Below are 13512 nucleotides of genomic sequence, written 5' to 3'. Positions count from 1 at the left end.
GGGACCTCAGTTCGGGTTGATCTCTACGCGGTACGTCATCTTGGCTCTCTCGTCGGACACCCAGAACTTGGCTGCAATACGTGTGTTATGTCGAAAGACGGCCACTACAGGGGCCTGGTAGGTGGGGGCGAGGCACTTGTACTCGTTGAAGGCCGGCCACGGCAGGCCGAGAGTGGTCTCGACCTGGTACATCCAGCCCGTCTTGTAGCGAATCCGGGTCGCTCGGAAGTAGCCGGCCTCGTGCAGTAGCTCGGGTTCGCCGATGGCCTTGCTGTAGGAGCACTCGGGGAGCTGGGCGGTCTCCGCGAAGGCCATGTCGTAGACGAGGTGCTCCTCGTTGGGCACCCAGACGCTGACGTAGTGCAGATCTTCCTCGGTGAGGGTCGAGAGGACGCGTCCTTGGAAGAAGGGGATGACGTAAGGGGCTGACTCGGGGTCTATGCAGACCCCGGTGGGGATGACGTACTCGTAGATGTAGCCGTCTTTGAACTGCTGGCGGACTGTCTGGACCCCAGTGGTGGAGTGCGTGAGCACCTCCAGGTCACCGATGGGGCTACAGCGGTCGGTAGGCCCGTTGTTTCTGGGACTGATGGGCCGCTTGTCTAGCGGGGTGGCGTTCACAGGTCCAAAGTTAAACCACCTTGAGAGCGGTATCAGCCCCAATGTCCGTTTCGTGACCCAAGCTCCGGTAAAGGCGAGCCCAAGGACTTACATGCCCTTTACTCTCCTGGGGTGTAGTTCACGGATCGTTCACTTTCAGGACATTTGGGCGTCCTGCGGCCTTCCATGCCTGCTCGATCGTGAAGCTGATCTTCCCGGACTCGCTGACCTCCAGGCCCTCCTGCTTGGCCCAGGCCCGCATCTGGGCGGCCTCGGTCGGGCCCTTGGCCTTCTTCGGGGTAGCGGCGGCGGCCGGCACTTTGGTCGACCGGGTGGTGGCGAGGCTGGAGCCTCGCTCGACGGCTTCCCACGCCTTCATGAAGATCTTCTGGTCCTCGGCGCACAGGTCGTTGGATCGGTGCTCGCCCTTGGAGTTGGTCCACTCGTTATGGTGAGTGGCCGCTACCTCTTCCGTGTGCCAGTCGCACACTCTGATGACCTTTTCTGCCAACGCTCCCGCTCCGCGCTCCCGATCCTTGATCCCTCGCCCCGACTTTACAGCGGTGTCCTGACCTTTCCCGTTACCTGCCCTTGACGGACGCGAGGAGTCCGTTCAGGCTCACCGACTGTAAGGGGGGCAACCTCCGGCAAGCCGTTCGATGGGAGCACCAAGATGGCGCTACATTTCGTGGGCGTAGACCCCGACAACACCTCCGACGAGTGCGAGTCGGTGTGGGTCGATCACGAAACCGGCAGGATCTTCTTCCAAGGTCCGCAGGTCACCGATCCGGAGACCCTGGCGTGGATCAACTCCGACAGCAGGATCTTGCCGGGGGAGGCGGTGATTTCGCTGGGCCCCCAAATGATCTCGATCATCCAGGAGGCGATCAATGGCACCTACGAGCCCGGAAAGCGCAGGTACGCACCCGGTGAGCACCCACGACCGGATGAAGACGTTCGCGGCCAGCGAGAAGGTGCCGACCTTCGCTGAACTCCTGGAGACGTGCCACGTCTCGGCTGTTCACCTGGAGATCCATGACGAGCACATGACGTCTGATCCCTGGTATCAGGCGTGGCTCGCGGGCGAGAAGTGGACGGATCTGTCCGGTGCCGAGAAGTGGACGGCCACACTCGCCCCAGCGATCAAGCGCGGGGTGAAGTTCAGGCGGGTCAGGATGATCTCCGAGCCCGCCTCGAACTACATGCGCTGGCAGTACGAGGTCGCGCCGCTGACTCAACTCGCCGCAGGCGAGGATCTGCGCTGGCTGCCCAGGCGGCTGGCCTCGGCGATTGCCATACCTGCCAATCCGTACTGGGTGCTGGATGACCGCTTGGTGCGCTTCTCCGTCTACGGCGGGGATGGAGAAGTTCACTGGAGGCAGTTCACGGAGGACTCCGGCATCGTCGGGATGTGTGCCAGGGCCTTCGAGGAGTGCTGGGCTGCGGCTATCCCACATGAGGGGTACCGGATCTAGCGGCTCCGAACTAGTCGCGTCGATCAAGCACACTGTCACCGTGCCATCCTCGTCCTCCACCAGTGCGCAGCGCGCCCGGCAGGCGCTCGCCGACCAGCTCAAGGAGATACGGCTCCGTGCCGGGCTTTCCGGTACGGAGCTGGCGCGTGCTGCCGGGTGGAGCGGTGTCGATAAGGTCTCCAGGATTGAGCATGCCGCCCGGCCGCCGTCCGTTGCCGACGTGCTGACCTGGTGCCGTGTGTGCGGGGTCGATGAGCAGCGCACCGAGGAGCTACTAGCCGAGCAGAAGGCCGTGTCCACGATGTGGACCGACTCTCGCCGGATCAATCGCGCCGGCCTCCGGGGCGCGCAGAAGAGTGTCCGGCCCATCTGGGAGCGCTCGACCCTCGTGCGCACCTACCAGCCCCGGCTGATTCCTGGGCTGCTTCAGACGCCGGCCTACGCGACGGCCGTGCTCACCTCCGTTCGCGCCCGTCTCCGGCTGCAAGTCGATGATGTGGCGGCGGCCGTGGCTGAGCGGATGAGCCGTCAGCGGGTCTTGCGTCGGGCTGGGCGCCAATTCATCTTCTTGATCGAGGAAGCCGCCCTGCGCTACCGGCTGTACGAGGCCCATGTTCTCGTGGACCAGCTCACACACCTGGAGGAGGTGACGCGGCTGCCGACAGTTTCGCTCGGGATCATCCCTCTTGCCGCGTCTCGGACCTCTTCGGCGCACGCTGTGCCGGTGGAGGGCTTCAACATCTTCGACGACCGGCAGGTCCAGGTCGAGTTGGTGTCGGGCGAGCTGAACATTACCCAGGGGTGGGAGATCGCCCTGTACGCAGAGCGTTTCAGAGCCTTGGGGGACATCGCGGACTTCGGTGGGCAAGCTCGACGCAGGATCGCCGCAGCCCGAGCAGCCCTCGGCGAATAGTGGCAAACATTGGCAAGAACTTTGAACCCAAGCAGCACCTCCTCCTAGCGTCGAATGGCACAGCCACCCAGAACGCCGTATCACGGAGACCCCGATGACAGCCAGGAAGCCCAAGGTAGAAGCCACTCCGGACAGTCGCCTCGCAGTGCGCCGGGTCGGACGGTCCACGATCGTCGAGATGTGCGACTTGGCGGACCCCGAGGACAGCGTCTTGATGAGCGCGAAGGTGTGGGTGGAGTTCAAGGCCAAGGTTCGCTCGGATGCGCTGCGCCCGAAGCGGGATGGCGACTACGTGATCTTCGAGGTTACCGACCCCGCGATCGCTCATCGCCGCACCCAGGTGCTCTGGACCACGGCGCAGGCGTACGCGGCCTTTCAGAAGGCCGCTGCCGCTGACCGCTTCGACGGCCTCAAGCCCCCAGAGATCGGGATGGCGCATGGCCCGTGGGTCTGGGCCGAAGGCACCGTGGAGAGCGCCGAGGCCAAGGCGCTCGACGGGGTCGCATGAGCTACCCCCGGTTCGGGTTCGGAGGGGGCCCCGGCCGGGGGTGACACGCCTGGAACCCCCCAGGAAGCGAGGCCCTTGATCTGCCCCCGCACGAAGGTCAAGGCGTGGCCTTCAGGATCAAGGGCCTCGTGCAGAGACGGCCCCGGCTGATTTTCGTTCTGTTCCTGTCTCGACCGGTCCGCATCTCAGCCGGGGTGCAGTTCCCCCAGCAGCTTCCCCGCTGGGGTGGGAGCCCTGGTCGCCTGGCTCACACCACGTCCATTCCCGGCCAGGGCTCCTGGCACAGACGCACGGCTGGTGCCCGATGAACCCGGTCGCCGGCCGTGCCACCACCCTCGGGTCGCCCGGACCCGAGTGGAGGAGGTAGACAGATGGATCTGTACGCCAGGGATCTCGGCCAACTGGAGTTCCGTCGTCTTTGTGGCGGCAACAACAACGAGGACGGCGAGGGTGAGTCCTGCGTCGAGATCGCCCCGATTCCGGGGGCGGGCGACGCGTTCGCCCTGCGCGACTCCAAGCGGCCGGATGCCGGGACGCTCCGGTTCACCAGGTCCGAGCTGGAGGCGTTCCAGAGCGCGACCATCTAGTTCACCAACACAATGACGGCTCCCTGCCCGCCCTAATCAGGCAGGGGGCCGTCCCCTTCGACTGTACGGGGAACGATGCACTGGCACGCTTACACGTGGCTCGGTAACGGGGCGGACCTGGCGCGCGAGGGTGAACGCCGGCCTACCTCGCCGGACTTTCGCACTTCGGCCCTGCCGCCGATGCGGACGGGTTTGTGGCTGGCGAAACCTGCGTCGCGGATCGCCGAGACATTCGATGACGCGGCCAAGGCCGTCGAGTGGATGTCCCAGACGTTTGATCGGCACGGAGCGGTAGGGAGCCAGATCCCGTTGGAGACCCGTGTGGAGCTGGCGGCCGATCTGTTGCCACGCGGTGTCGATGTGCAGTGGGGCGAATGGCTGGCCGGGGGCCGCTTCATCACCGTGGGGATGATCTGCTGCCCCAACCGGCACGTGAGCAATCCGTGCCCGCTGACCCGGTCAGAGAGTGGAGGTGGTCTGTAGAAAAAAGAAAGAAGCCCCGCCCGTGGACCGAGGGGGTCCAGGGCGGGGCGCAGGGGGATGATGGTGGCGTGGACGACGAGACGCGGGAAGTGCGCTATCGGGTGGCTGTGCGGAGCGGGAGTTCCACGGTGATCGAGTTCCCGCTAGATGAACTCCCGGCTCCTGGGCTGCTCATCGAGAAGAAGGAGGAGCGCTGGCGGCTGGTGGATGTGGCGCTGGTCGCTCGGTATGACCACGAACTGCCGCGTGCGGTCGAGTGCGAGGCTGTCCTTGCGCAGGTGTGGGATCGGGAGGCGGAGCGCTGGGCGGCTCCCCCTGCTCCACCTCCCCGCGTTACGCCGATGTAGGCCTAAAGGCTCATGTAGCTCGGGTAGCCGGCGCGTTCGCCGGGGTAGACGACGAGGCGGATTCCTGCGGCTCGGATGAGTTTCAGGCAGCTCGTGCAGGGTTGCCGGCTGGTGTAGAGGCGGGCGTCTTGGCAGGCGCTCCAGTCGGCGTAGAGAAGGACGTTGGCCTCAGCGTGAGTGCTGCGGCAATCGCTGTAGCCAGGGCAGATCTCCTCTCCTCGTAGCGCCTTTGAAACGCGATCGCAGGGGCGCTCGATACAGCCAGGAAGGCCGCTGCGGACCCCGTTGTACCCAGTACTGACGATGCGTCGATCCCGGCTGACGAGCACAGCTCCGACACGGTCTCTCTCACAATCGCCTCGTAGTGCGACGGCGTCAGCGATGAGGAGGAAGTAGGTGTCCCAGTCGGGCCGGTCGCGGCCGGTGTAGACGGGGCGGGGGTAGGGGTCACTGAGGGTGTGGACCTCCTCGTAGTCGTTCAGAAGATCTCCAGGGTGGGCAGGCCCACGGCGTGGGCGATGGTCAGGAAGAGGGACAGCCACCCGAAGGTGGCTGCCAGCTCGCGTGGTGTCACAGGTTCATTCCGGCGATGAAGACGATGAGCATCACCACGAAGGTGACGAGGACGATCCAGTGCTCTGTGGTCAGAACGGCGGCTCCGGGTCGTCCCACATCGTGTCGGCGAGGAGGTCTCCCAGCTCGATGTGGAGCCTGATGGCGGCTTCGATGCTGAGGGGGGTGACGTGGTGGCTGGTGGTGCCGTGAACGTGGTGGGTGGTGCGGAGCACTACTACGTGTTCCTGCTCGAAGTCGTGGTAGGCCCCTTCGACGCTGGCGCGTCGGTGGATGCTGCCGTGGGCACCTCTCATCAGAACTCCTGCCAGACTTCCAAGCCGGTGAGGACCTTGGTGGTTCCGAACTCGACATAGGCCGGCGTGGCGTTGACGCCGAAAACGGCCGCCAGGTAGCGGCCCGTCTCCTCGGCGACGTTCACCTTCCGGATGGGGATGCCGGCCTTGATGGCGAGGTCTACCTTGGGGGTGATCCGCTTGCAGGGCCCGCAGCTCGGGCTGAAGAAGTACAGGTTCATCCGAGCACCACGCTGGCCAGGGCCAGCACTCCGAGGCCGATGGCCCCCAGGATGAAGATGCCGAGGATGGTCATGAAGCCGATGAGGACGGCTTGGATGGCTTTCTCCATGCGGGCGCCTTTCAGAGTTCGAGGAGGGCTTCAAGGGTGCGGACGCGCTGGTCCATGAGGGCGGCCGATGCGATGTCGCCGGCCTTCTGTGCGCGGTCGCGCTTCTTGCGGTAGCGGTCCAGGTGGCGCTCGGCCTTGCCTTCGAGGCTGCGGTCGTTGGCCTGCTGGGTGAGGTTGCGCAGGGCTTCTGCGTGGCGGGACGTCTGTTCGGCCTTGGCCAGCTCCTGGGCCCTGATCTCGGCGACCAGGACGTCTACGCGGCCTTTGATCTCGGATGCGATCTTTCGGACGTGGTCAGGTCCCTTGGGGCCGATATACGTGGGCATTTCGGGAGCCATGTAGGAGTTCACCTCGGGGATGCGGAACTGGTTGTAGGTGGCCACGGGGTCCTTTCAGTGCGAGGCGAAGTTCTGGGTCCAGTGGTAAGAGGAGAGGCCCACACCGATGTGGGTGTAGGAGCACTGGAGGATGTTGGCGCGGTGGCCTGGGCTGTCCATCCAGCCGTTGACGACTTCGGCGGCCGTGCGTTGACCGGCCGCGATGTTCTCGCCCCAGGTGCTGATGGGTGAGAAGCCGGAGCCGCGGATTCGGTCCCCCGGCCCTTCGCCGGATGGCGAGTCGTGGTCGAAGTAGCCCTTGGTGGCCATGTCCTTGGAGTGGCCGTAGGCGGCGGCCCGGAGCTTGGCGTCGTGCTTGAGCGGCTTGCACCCGGCCTTAGCGCGTTCGGCGTTGGTGAGGCGGACGACCTCGTTCTCGGCGGTGGTGCCGACCGTGCCGGTGCTCGGCTTCGGCGAGCTGGTCGACGCGGACGGCTTGGGGGTGCTCTTGGAGCGCAGCCAGAACTCCGAGCGCCAGAACTTGTCGCGGTCCTTGTAGGACCGGCCGGTTCCCCACTTGGTTATGTAGGCGGTGAGCTGGAGGTGTCCTTCGGGCACTCCGGCGTCGTAGTCGGTCTTCGGCTTCTTGCCTGCGGCCAGATAGGCGAAGGTGTGGGTGTCCAGGTCGAGCAGGATCGGGTCGGTGGCCTTCTCGGCGGGCCAGCCGGGGCCGAAGTCGCACACTTCGCCGGTGGCGGTCCGGCCTCGGGCCTTGACGGTGACCTTCGTCCCGAGCGGCCACATGGGGCTGGCGAAGCAGCCCTTGCGCATGTCCTGCCCGGAGGCGGGCTTGCCGGTGTCCCCGGCCGTGCCCGATCCGTCATCCCAGAAGTAGGACGCCTTCATGACGCCGGTCACCAGCGCCGAGCTGGACGGTGTCGTGGTGGCCGGCCTGGGCGTGGTCGTCGCTTTCCGGGGCGGTGTGGGTGTGGGCTTCCTGGTGGGGGTCGAGCTGGCGCTTGCGCTCGGGGTGGGTGTGCGGGTGATGCTCGCGCTGGGGGTGGGCGTGGTGCTGGTGGTCTCCCCGGCCCACTCGTCGAGCAGCGGGTCTTCGTAGGTGTCTTCCGCGTAAGTGTCCTCGTTGCTGACCGGGTTGACGGCGACGTGCAGGCCGATTCCGGTGAGGCCGGCCAGGCCCACCGCACTCACGGCGAGCCCGAACCTTCTTACCAACTTAAAGTTAAGCGGCACGGCGAATCTCCTCGTTGCCGATCGCGGTGTCTGCGTCGAAGTCCTGGAAGGAGTGCGGCGCGATGTTCTTGAGCCAGACCAGCAGCTCGTGGGCCAGCTCCTGGATCTCGGCGTCAGCGGCAACGTGGTGCCGCTTGGTCAGCACCTCTCGCCATGCGCGGAGGTTGCCGGTGACGACCATGCCGACTGGCTGGGCGTTGAGCAGGAACGCTCTGGCTGCCTCGCGGGCCTTCTTGCGGGGCACGCCCAGCTCGGACAGCTCGTTGCGTACCTGGACGTACAGGTCGAGGGCTTGGTCGTGGAAGGCGTGCAGGTCTCCCTCCATGTCGGTCCCTCGCAGGGCGGGCGGGACGACGGGCTCGTTGCCGGTCTGGTCCACGTAGCGCTGGGACTCGACGGAGAAGGACAGGTGCCGGTGCCTCGTCAGCTCGGCCAGGAGGGACCTGGACACGCCCCGGATGAGGAAGGTGACCGAGGCGTGCTCCAGCACGCTGTAGTGCTGGTGATCGAGGATGTTGGCCAGGTAGCCCCGGTTGGTCGCGGTGGCGGGGTTCTTGCGCTCGAAGGCTTCGTAGCACTGGCGGCCGGCGGCCTCGGCCAGAGCGTCGGGACCGGTCGCCGCGGCCTCGCTGCGGAATCCGGTCTTCAGCTCGAAGATGTCGGCGTGGAAGCGGGTGTAGGCGATGGGATAGACGTGCAACGGGAGGGGTCCTTAGAAGTCAGCCCCGTAGAGCGAGCCCCAGGAACGGGACGCCACTTCGGGGTCGGTGATGAAGTCCACGCCTCGGATCTGGGTCCGAAGGCACTCGCCGATCTCCTTGGCGAGGGTGGGCGCCTGCTTCAGGGGCAGGCTGGCGACGACCTCGTCATGGATAGGCAGTCGCAAGAAAGAAGTAAGTCCGGCCTTGTCGGCCTTGATCAGGCCACGAGCGGTCACGTCGCGCGATGCGCTCTGGATGGCGTAGTTGATCGCGCTGTAGGCGCGCTGCTGGTCCACGTACAGGCGGCGGCCTGTGATGGTCTCGATGTAGCCCTGCTTGCCAGCCAGGCGTGTCATCTGCTTGGCCAGCTTGGCGACGCCGGGGTACGCCTGGTTGAAGCCCGCGATGGTCTTCTTGGCGATGGCTTCCGGCACCTTGGCCTGCTCGACCAGGGCCTTCCAACCGCCCCCGTAACACACCAAAAAGTTGGCCATCTTGCCCACGGCCCGGCTGACGCCTGCGGCGTCGGCGGTGATCTGGTGCAGGTCCTCGCCCAGCTCGAAGGCGCGGTACATGCGCTCGTCGCCGGACAGCGCCGCCGCCATCCTCAGCTCTTGTGCCGCGTAGTCGATGCTGGCCATGACGTGGCCCTCATCGGCGAGGAAGCACCTTCTGACCATCCAGTCGCCTGACGGGAGGGTCTGTGCTGGGATGCCGGTGATGCTCATCCGGCCCGTGCGGGCCTGGAGGGTGTTGATGTTGGCGTGGCAGCGGCCGTCCTCGTCGGCGTTGGCGAGGAAGCTCTCCGGCCAGGTGCCCGCCCACTTGCCCGCCTTGCGGAACTCCTTGATGGCGCGGGCGAAGTACATGCCGTTCCCGGCCAGGTACTCCAGCAGGTCATCGTCCACCTGGGGCTTGCCGCTCGGAGTCTGCTTGAACTCCAGGTGGCCCATGTAGACCAGCGCCTCGAAGACCTGATCCGTGCTGCCGGGGTTGAACTCCTCGACGTCGATGAAGCCGAGCTTTTCGACCTCCCGCTCGATCTCCATCTGCCAGTAGGTCTCCTCCTGGCGGAGACGGGTGGCCAGGTCGCTGGTGTAGTCCCGGTCGAGCAGGAAGCCGTTCTTGCTGATGTCGGCGCAGATGCGGGCTATCTCGTGCTCGTACGGGATCAGGTGCCTGGCACTGGCCGGCACCTTGGGCAGGAGGGTCTTGGCCAGGACCCAGGCGAGCACCGGGTCCATGAGCGAGTACATCTGGTAGATCTCGTCGTCGATCGAGACCTGGGAGAAGTACGCCTCCTTCTTGAGCTTCAGTTCCTTGCACTGCTGGGCGACTGAGCCCTTGATCTGGCTGGCCGCGACCGGATCGACGTAGATCTCGGTCAGTTCCTCCAGCTTGTGACCCGGCCCGCCTTCCTTACGAGCCCTGGAGTCGACCAGCCGGGAGATGATCCCGGTGTCGATCGTCTTGGGCCACAGCTCGGCCATGGGGACCCCCAGGCAGCGGTCAGCCACCTGGAGGTCGAAGCTCGCGTTGTGGATGTAGAGCTGCTTGGCGTGCCGGAGGGTCTGGGCGGCGTACCAGGCGAAGCGGGGGTGCCGCTCGACGGGCAGGAACCAGGACTGGTCGCCTGCGGAGAACTGAGAGACCCGCAGCCGGAAGTCGGGCCGGTAGACCTCCAGGCTGGAGGTCTCGTTGTCGAACCCGAACTCCCGGTGCTGCTTGGCCCAGTTGGCGAAGGCGGGCAGGTCCCCCTCAGACTCGACGACGATGCCGGTGACGGGCCTACCGGCGAGCTTCATGCGGTGGACCCGCACCAGTTACCACCTTCCAGTATCAGAGCATGACGAAGCGGGCTACTTGACCCAGACGGCCTTGCAGGCGTCGGGGTCGTTGCGGTCGAGCGGGCAGAAGTACGCCTTCCACGGGCCCTTCGCGCCGTTGCCGGTGACGTACTTCATCTCGCCGTGAGCGCAGGTCTTGCCCTGCTGGCCGGGGGGCGGGGACTGGCGCTGCTGGCCGCCGCCGTTGCCGCCGCGCGGGGCTGCGGCCGACGCGCCCGAGTCGAGCGTCTTGGCGTACTTGGCGACCTTCGCCGTCAGCTCCAGCAGCCCCTTGGCCTCGTTGAGGGTGGCCTCGGCCTCCTCGACCGAGGCGGAGTGGAAGGTGGTCCATGGGGCGTCGAAGCCCGAGCCGTACTTGATGATGGTGACGATCTTGGCCTCGGCGTTGTTGCTCACGGTGGTGTTGCTCTCCTTGCTCGGGGTGGTGTTGCTCGGGGGGATGGTGGCCTGGGCCTCGTCACGAGGCGGGTCGGCGTAGGTGACCTCGGCCGCCCAGGGGTCCTCGGCGGGGGCGTCGGTGGCCCAGGGGTCTTCGTCGAATGTGCTCATGGTGTTACCAACTTCCAGTACGTTGGGTCAGCGAATGGGGCATGCGCCCGTGGCGCAGTCCTCGTCGATTCCGTCCTCGACGGCTTCCAGGCCGGTGGCGGCCACCCAGTCGAGGTAGTCCTGCTCGGTGATGCGCTCGTAGGGGGCCAGCTCGAATCCCTTCTCCGGGAAGACGGTGAAGCCCTTGAGCGTGCGGCTGTAGCGCCAGATGTGGTCGGCCACCTCGTTGACCGTGTACTTGCTGGGGTCGAGGTTGGCGGTGAAGCTGACCGCGTTGTCGGCGAACTCGGTCTGGATCATCTCCTGGAAGGCCAGGAGTTCATCGAGGGTCAGTTCGTCGGCGGACTCCACGATGCTGCCGGAGTGGCCGGCGGCCTCCACCCGTTCGACCACGGCCTCCTTCGTGGGGATCTCCACGACTACCGTGGAGGCGGCCTGTGGGTCGTCCACGATGTTGTAGCCCTGGGAGCGGTAGTCCTCGACCTGGCGCATCTGGTCGGGGTCGATGGTGGAGAAGCGGATGCGGCGGATGTAGTAGCGGCTGAAGATCGGGTGGATGCCCTCGGTCGTGCCCGGCAGTTTGGCGATGCTGCCGGTCGGCGCGATGGTCGTGACCTTGACCGGCTCGGGGATGCGCAGGGCGAAGGAGAACTTGCGGGCCTCGTCCCGGATGACGTCCTTGAGCTTGCGGAAGATCGCCCGAATGTAGGCTCGCTTGGGTGCCGTGCTGTAGCGCTCGCCGATGAGCGCCAGCGCTTCCTGCACGCCGAACAGGCCGACACCGATACGCCGGTTCTTGGCGAGGATCTTGGCCTGGTTGGGGTCGTTGACGTCGCCGTACGTCGCGCGGATGAGGAACCTGGTTATGAGGCGGGCGGCCTTCTCGGCTTCCTCCATGTCGAAGAAGTCGGGGTAGGCGAAGGCGGCCATGTTGATGTGGCCCAGGTTGCAGTTCTCGAAGGGTTCGAGGGCGATCTCACCGCAGGGGTTGGTGGCGAACACCTTGCCGGTCTCGCCCACCTGGGACAGGTCCCTGTTCCACACGCCCGGCTCGCCGTTGAGCAACATGCCGCGTGCGATCTCCTCCAGGACCATCAGGGCGTGGAGCTGCGTCTCCTTGTTGGCCTCACCCGAAATGGCGTCGATGAAGTCGTTGTCGATGACGACGCTGATGTTGGTGGTCCAGTGGTCGCCGGCCTCCTTGCACCGCAGGAAGGTGAAGATCTCGGGATCGTCCCAGGGGAGCATCGCCATCCGGGCCGAGCGGCGGTTGCCCCCGGCCACCACGCACTGGGCTATAGCGTGGTCAATCCGCATAGCGTCCAGGGCGGTAACGTTCCGGCCGACTCGGGCGTTGAGCACGCCGGCCACCTCGTGGAGCATCTTGGCCAGCGGGGCTGGCCCGCTCGCGGTTCCGCCGAACGTCTTCAACCTGCTGCCCGCGCAGCGGACGTTGGAGACGTCGAAGACGCGGGTGAAGTGGCGGGTGTCCTCGCGAACGAAGGCGTCCAGGAGGTCGGACAGGGCATCGGCCCAGCCTTCACGGCTGTCGTCCACCACCATGGGCCAGTCCCACTCATGGCTGTAGCGCTCCGACAGCAAGCCCGCGGCCTTCATCGCCTCGTAGTCGGCGTGTCCGGGGTCGCACACGATATGGACTTCGAGGGTGCGGCGGACCAGGCCGTACGGCAGGAGGTGGCGGGAGTCGTAGTTGCTGCCGACGCCGCCGCCCTCCATGAGGCGAAGGAAGCTGAACTCGAAGTGCTCGCTGAACCTGTCGGTCCAGCCGCTGGTGTGACAGTTGAACAGGTACTGCCTGCCTCGGACGCCCGAGGCCCACAGGTGCCGGCCTGCCGGGAGCAGCGCCATGTCGTGGATCAGGTTGAACAGTTCGGCGCGCTCGGTGAGCGGGGTGGCGCGGTGTCCATCACCGATGAGGGCGATGTTGCCCCTGACGACCCTGCTCACGGTCTCGGGCCAGGTCTCCTTGGACCCGTCAGCCTTGGTGCGGCTGTAGGTGCGGGAGTAGACGGCTTCGCCGGTCGGGCCGAAGGTGAAGGTGGTCAAGCGATGCTCTCCTGGTTGCGGGTGATGGCCTGTGCTGCGGAGTTGGTCATGGCGCGGCGTGCGCCGGGACCCTCGTGGGTGGCGCGGCCGGAGTTGGTGTGTCGGTTCAGCTCGCGGGTGACGGCTGCGATGGCGTCGCTGACGCGGCGGCGGTCGGGCTCGGCCAGGCCGAGGTCCTCGGGGCCGAAGGCGGCGAGGATGACGTCGTGGGTCTTGTCGCTGACCCGCTCCATGGCCGCCTGGAGGTCGGCGAGGTTGACCCAGATGCTCTGGGACTCCACGCCTACGCCGTGGTCGCGGTCCTTGCTGGGTGTGGTGTAGGCGTCGGGGTTGTAGTACGCCTCTTTGAGCAGCGCCCGCACTTCACGCGGGGTGTAGACCGCCGTGGCGGTGTTCATCATGTAGGCGTAGTGCTGCTTGCCGCAGTAGACGCCGGCCCGCTGAGAAAGAAGGAAGTGCAGGACTTCGTACTCGCTGCGGCCGTACTCGGCGGCCTTGTCGAGCTTGGCTTCGATGTGCCGCCACTCGCCGAGGACCTGGGTGGTGATCTCGGATGCGATGTCGCTGGCGTCGAGTGCGGGGTACTGGCGGGCGTACTTGCGCCCGACCGATTCGGCGACCTGCATGAGCAGGTCGGTGTGCTCTGGGGTAATCAAGGGAGGGGTTA

General features: G+C 66.0%; 19 protein-coding genes. 7 read left to right on the top strand and 12 right to left on the bottom strand.

Annotation, left to right across the window (positions count from 1 at the left end; all coding sequences use genetic code 11):
- Positions 1-6 precede the first annotated feature (6 nt).
- Both IO39_RS06200 and IO39_RS52280 read right to left on the bottom strand, forming a co-directional pair.
- Entirely contained in the window at positions 7-621 is a 615-nt protein-coding gene (locus IO39_RS06200; protein ID WP_157547935.1) for a hypothetical protein, read from the bottom strand.
- A gap of 118 nt (positions 622-739) precedes the next feature.
- A complete protein-coding gene (locus IO39_RS52280) occupies positions 740-1111 on the bottom strand; it encodes an Lsr2 family DNA-binding protein (protein ID WP_084772345.1) in 372 nt (123 codons plus the stop codon).
- A 162-nt stretch (positions 1112-1273) separates the two neighbouring features.
- On the opposite strand from IO39_RS52280, the gene IO39_RS06190 reads away from it, so the two are divergent.
- From IO39_RS06190 to IO39_RS06160, 7 genes are all read left to right on the top strand, one after another.
- A complete protein-coding gene (locus tag IO39_RS06190) occupies positions 1274-1591 on the top strand; it encodes a hypothetical protein (protein WP_043617280.1) in 318 nt (105 codons plus the stop codon).
- Positions 1548-2075 (top strand): DUF6879 family protein, encoded by a 528-nt coding sequence (locus IO39_RS06185; protein WP_043617277.1) that lies wholly within the window; start codon positions 1548-1550, stop codon positions 2073-2075. Before IO39_RS06190 ends, IO39_RS06185 begins: the two co-directional genes overlap by 44 nt.
- A gap of 40 nt (positions 2076-2115) precedes the next feature.
- On the top strand, positions 2116-2988 hold the full coding sequence (locus tag IO39_RS06180) for a helix-turn-helix domain-containing protein (RefSeq protein ID WP_043617541.1): 873 nt from the start codon (positions 2116-2118) through the stop codon (positions 2986-2988).
- Positions 2989-3082: 94 nt separating this feature from the next.
- Complete coding sequence (locus tag IO39_RS06175) at positions 3083-3496, top strand: hypothetical protein (RefSeq protein WP_157547933.1); 414 nt, start codon at positions 3083-3085, stop codon at positions 3494-3496.
- Between the two features lie 371 nt (positions 3497-3867).
- A complete protein-coding gene (locus IO39_RS06170; protein WP_043617273.1) occupies positions 3868-4083 on the top strand; it encodes a DUF397 domain-containing protein in 216 nt (71 codons plus the stop codon).
- A 75-nt stretch (positions 4084-4158) separates the two neighbouring features.
- Entirely contained in the window at positions 4159-4566 is a 408-nt protein-coding gene (locus tag IO39_RS06165) for a hypothetical protein (RefSeq protein ID WP_043617270.1), read from the top strand.
- A 68-nt stretch (positions 4567-4634) separates the two neighbouring features.
- The gene (locus tag IO39_RS06160) at positions 4635-4913 is read left to right on the top strand and encodes a hypothetical protein (protein WP_043617267.1); all 279 of its coding nucleotides are present in this window, start codon (positions 4635-4637) and stop codon (positions 4911-4913) included.
- 2 nt (positions 4914-4915) lie between these two features.
- Here the strand turns inward: IO39_RS06160 and IO39_RS59600 are convergent, their stop codons facing one another.
- From IO39_RS59600 to IO39_RS06105, 10 genes are all read right to left on the bottom strand, one after another.
- Positions 4916-5395, bottom strand: a complete 480-nt coding sequence (locus IO39_RS59600) for a deoxycytidylate deaminase (protein ID WP_084772377.1) — start codon at positions 5393-5395, stop codon at positions 4916-4918.
- A 162-nt stretch (positions 5396-5557) separates the two neighbouring features.
- Positions 5558-5782, bottom strand: coding sequence for a hypothetical protein (locus IO39_RS06150; protein WP_043617264.1), 225 nt, complete (start codon positions 5780-5782; stop codon positions 5558-5560).
- Complete coding sequence (locus IO39_RS06145; protein ID WP_043617261.1) at positions 5782-6003, bottom strand: thioredoxin domain-containing protein; 222 nt, start codon at positions 6001-6003, stop codon at positions 5782-5784. The genes IO39_RS06150 and IO39_RS06145 overlap by 1 nt, the downstream gene beginning before the upstream one ends.
- A gap of 121 nt (positions 6004-6124) precedes the next feature.
- A complete protein-coding gene (locus IO39_RS06140) occupies positions 6125-6496 on the bottom strand; it encodes a ferritin family protein (protein ID WP_043617259.1) in 372 nt (123 codons plus the stop codon).
- Between the two features lie 9 nt (positions 6497-6505).
- Complete coding sequence (locus IO39_RS52270) at positions 6506-7639, bottom strand: CAP domain-containing protein (RefSeq protein WP_211266906.1); 1134 nt, start codon at positions 7637-7639, stop codon at positions 6506-6508.
- 31 nt (positions 7640-7670) lie between these two features.
- Complete coding sequence (thyX, locus tag IO39_RS06125; protein WP_052422499.1) at positions 7671-8381, bottom strand: FAD-dependent thymidylate synthase; 711 nt, start codon at positions 8379-8381, stop codon at positions 7671-7673.
- A 12-nt stretch (positions 8382-8393) separates the two neighbouring features.
- Positions 8394-10202: a DNA polymerase gene (locus IO39_RS06120; protein WP_084772342.1), complete on the bottom strand. Its 1809-nt coding sequence runs from the start codon at positions 10200-10202 to the stop codon at positions 8394-8396.
- A 39-nt stretch (positions 10203-10241) separates the two neighbouring features.
- The gene (locus tag IO39_RS50310) at positions 10242-10778 is read right to left on the bottom strand and encodes a D29-gp49 family protein (RefSeq protein ID WP_052422498.1); all 537 of its coding nucleotides are present in this window, start codon (positions 10776-10778) and stop codon (positions 10242-10244) included.
- A gap of 27 nt (positions 10779-10805) precedes the next feature.
- A complete protein-coding gene (nrdJ, locus tag IO39_RS06110) occupies positions 10806-12845 on the bottom strand; it encodes a ribonucleoside-triphosphate reductase, adenosylcobalamin-dependent (RefSeq protein ID WP_043617251.1) in 2040 nt (679 codons plus the stop codon).
- The gene (locus IO39_RS06105; RefSeq protein WP_157547931.1) at positions 12842-13501 is read right to left on the bottom strand and encodes a hypothetical protein; all 660 of its coding nucleotides are present in this window, start codon (positions 13499-13501) and stop codon (positions 12842-12844) included. Before IO39_RS06105 ends, nrdJ begins: the two co-directional genes overlap by 4 nt.
- Between the last annotated feature and the right edge of the window lie 11 nt (positions 13502-13512).

It is taken from the genome of Nonomuraea candida, from assembly GCF_000725485.1.
GTDB classification, from domain to species: domain Bacteria; phylum Actinomycetota; class Actinomycetes; order Streptosporangiales; family Streptosporangiaceae; genus Nonomuraea; species Nonomuraea candida.
The sequence above is the reverse complement of the archived record's forward strand: the minus strand, read 5'-3'. Positions and strand labels throughout refer to the sequence as shown.